Origin of the sequence: Pseudomonas protegens (assembly GCF_003732485.1) — a bacterium.
Taxonomy (GTDB): domain Bacteria; phylum Pseudomonadota; class Gammaproteobacteria; order Pseudomonadales; family Pseudomonadaceae; genus Aquipseudomonas; species Aquipseudomonas protegens_B.
Window position 1 is genome coordinate 346,243 of the sequence record NZ_MOAK01000086.1, and the last position, 3,037, is coordinate 349,279.

2 protein-coding genes are annotated in these 3,037 nt (G+C 66.1%); both read right to left on the minus strand.

What is annotated here, in order from left to right:
- Positions 1-99 precede the first annotated feature (99 nt).
- Positions 100-1,806 (minus strand): N-acetylglucosamine-specific PTS transporter subunit IIBC, encoded by a 1,707-nt coding sequence (nagE, locus tag BLX41_RS28565; protein WP_123727588.1) that lies wholly within the window; start codon positions 1,804-1,806, stop codon positions 100-102.
- Between the two features lie 22 nt (positions 1,807-1,828).
- On the minus strand, positions 1,829-3,037 hold a 1,209-nt coding region (gene ptsP / locus BLX41_RS36535; RefSeq protein WP_259745288.1), incomplete at its 5' end, for a phosphoenolpyruvate--protein phosphotransferase.

Consider the following 3,037-nt stretch of genomic DNA (forward strand, 5'->3'; position numbering starts at 1 on the left):
AGGTTATCCACCGATAAAAAGCCCGCTGAACCGGACACGGTCAGCGGGCTTTTTTGTGGGCCTTCGCCTGTAGGAGCCGGCTTGCCGGCGAAGGCGTCTTCAGGCTCCCGCCTCCACCTTCCTGTGCAGCAGCGTTTGCAGAGCCGCTTGCAATCCCCCGGCCTTCTCGCCAATCACCACGTGCCAGACATCTCCCTCCATGCGCCGCGTACCCTGGCAGCCCAGGCTCTTGAGCGCCGACTCCGACAGGCTGCGGCTATCGCTCACCTGCACCCGCAACCGGGTCAGGGCCACGCAATCCATCTGCACCAGATTGTCCCGGCCGCCCAGGGCGTTCAGCCACTGCTGGGCTTCCTGGGTGGAAATATCGATCTGCGCGGCTTCTTCAACAACGGTCTGTGCCACCGCAGCCTGGGCCGAATCGGGTGACGCCAGACGGATCTCGTCGGCGATGCTGTCGGCCATTGGCCCCACCACCACTTGCAAGCTGCCGCCCTTGCCTGGGCGCACCACGGCCATGGCGCCCAGGGCCTTGAGTTCGCTGTCCGAAGCCAGGTTGCGGTCTGCCAGTTCCAGACGCAGGCGAGTGGTGCAGGCGCCGACGGTAATCAGGTTGCCCGCGCCGCCGAGGGCCTTGATGTAGGCTGCGGCACGCTGGTCGACGCTCAGCTCGCTCTTCTCACTGGTGGGGCTGTCTTCACGGCCCGGAGTCTTGAGGTTGAAGCGGCGGATGCAGAAGTCGAACACCAGGTAGTAGATCACTGCGTACAGCAGGCCCACCGGAAACACCTTCCAGCCGTTGGTGGAGCGGCCCCAGCCCAGGGCCATGTCAATGGCGCCTCCGGAGAAGGTGAAGCCCAGGTGGATGTTCAGCAGATTGGTCAGGGCCATGGCCAGCCCCGTCAGCAGTGCATGCACCAGGTACAGCAGTGGCGCAAGGAACATGAAGGCGAACTCGATGGGTTCGGTGACCCCGGTCAGGAAGGATGTCAGGGCCATGGACAGGAAGATCCCGCCCATCACCTTGCGCCGCTCCGGCGGGGTATTGCGGTACATCGCCAGACAGGCGGCGGGCAGGCCGAACAGCATCATTGGGAACATCCCGGTCATGAACTGGCCACCCTTGGGGTCGCCGGCAAAGTAGCGGGTCAGGTCGCCGGTGACCACCGCGCCGGTGCTCGGGTCAGTGAAGCTACCGAAGATGAACCAGGCCATGTTGTTGAGGATGTGATGCAGGCCGGTGACGATCAGCAAGCGGTTGAACACACCGAAGACAAAGGCGCCGAAGCTGCCGCTTTCCAGCAGCAACTGGCCAAAGCTGTTGATGCCGTGCTGGATCGGCGGCCAGATCAGGCCGAACGCCACCCCCAGGCCCACGGCGCTGAAGCCGGTGGCGATGGGCACGAAACGCCGGCCGCCGAAGAACGCCAGGTACTCCGGCAGTTTGATGTCCTTGAAACGGTTGTACAGGGCGCCGGCCATCAGGCCGCTGATGATCCCGGCGAGCATGCCCATGTTGATGCTGGCATCCAGCACCTTGAGGGTCGAGATCATCACCAGGTAGCCGATGGCTCCCGCCAGCCCGGCGGTGCCGTTGTTGTCCTTGGCAAAGCCCACGGCGATGCCGATGGCGAAGATCAGCGCCAGGTTGCCGAAGATCGACTGCCCGGCATCGTGGATGATGGCGATGTTCAACAGGTCGGTGTCGCCCAGGCGCAGCAGCAGACCGGCGATGGGCAAGATAGCGATGGGCAGCATCAGCGCCCGGCCGAGGCGTTGCAGGCCCTCGATGAAATACTGGTACATGGCGTCTCTCCTGGAATTCTTGTTATGAGTGCAGAGGCCAAAGCCGTTCGCAGGCCTGACGGACTGCGGCGGCGCCGGGCAGGTTGAGCAGCGCTTGGCTGAGCTGGCGGCACTGGCCTGCGTCCAGCTGGCGCACCCGGTCCTTGATCTCGCCCACTTGCGGCGGACTGACCGACAGCTCGCTGACGCCCAGGCCAATGAGTACCGGTGTGGCCAGGGGATCGGAGGCCAGGGCGCCACAGACCCCGACCCAGCGACCATGGCGCTGGGCGCCGGCGCAGGTCTGGGCGATCAGCCGCAGCAGGGCGGGGTGCAGGGCGTCGACCCGTGCTGCCAGCCCGGCGTGATCACGGTCCATGGCCAGGGTGTACTGGGACAGGTCGTTGGTGCCGATGGACAGGAAGTCGGCGTGTTCGGCCAATTGCTCGGCCATCAGGGCGGCGGCGGGGACTTCGATCATGACCCCCAGTTCCGGGCGCTGGCCCAGGCCCAGTTCGGCAGCGAACAGGTCCAGGCGCTGGCGGATGTGCAGCAGCTCGGCGACTTCGGTGACCATCGGCAGCATCACCCGGCAGCGTTGCACGGGGCTGACCTGGAGCAGCGCCCGCAGTTGTTGGTCCAGCAGCTCCGGGCGCGCCTGGGCCAGGCGGATGCCGCGCAGCCCAAGTACCGGGTTGGCTTCCACCGGCAGGGGCAGGTAATCCAGTTGTTTGTCGCCGCCGACGTCGATGGTGCGGATGATCACCGGCTTGTCGCCCATGGCGTTCACCACTGCCTGATAGGCCTGGCGCTGTTCTTCCTGATCCGGGGCGCTCTGGCGGTCAACGAAGAGAAACTCGGTACGCAGCAGGCCGACGCCGTCGGCGCCGCCCTGGTGCGCGTCCCGAGCTTCATCGCTGGAAGCCACATTGGCCGCCACCTCGATCTGCTGGCTGTCCAGGGTCAGGGCGGGCTCATGGGCTTTTTGCTGTTGCAGGGCACGGCGCTGGCGCTGGGTTTCGCCGGCCTGTTGCACCTGTGCGATGCGCTGCGGGCCGGGCGCCAGTTCCAGGCGCCCGCCGTTGGCATCCAGTACCACCTGGTGACCATTGTCGATGCGCAGCACTTGCGGGCCCAGGGCCACCAGGCAAGGCAGCCCCTTGCCCCGGGCCAGGATCGCCACGTGGGAAGTGGCACCGCCGGCGGCCATGCACAGCCCGGCCACGCCCTGGGCGCTGAGTTGCAGAAGATC

Coding starts and splice junctions, on each gene's coding strand:
- nagE (WP_123727588.1), bottom strand. CDS start 1,806: ATGTACCAGTATTTCATCGAGGGCCTGCAACGCCTCGGCCGGGCGCTG.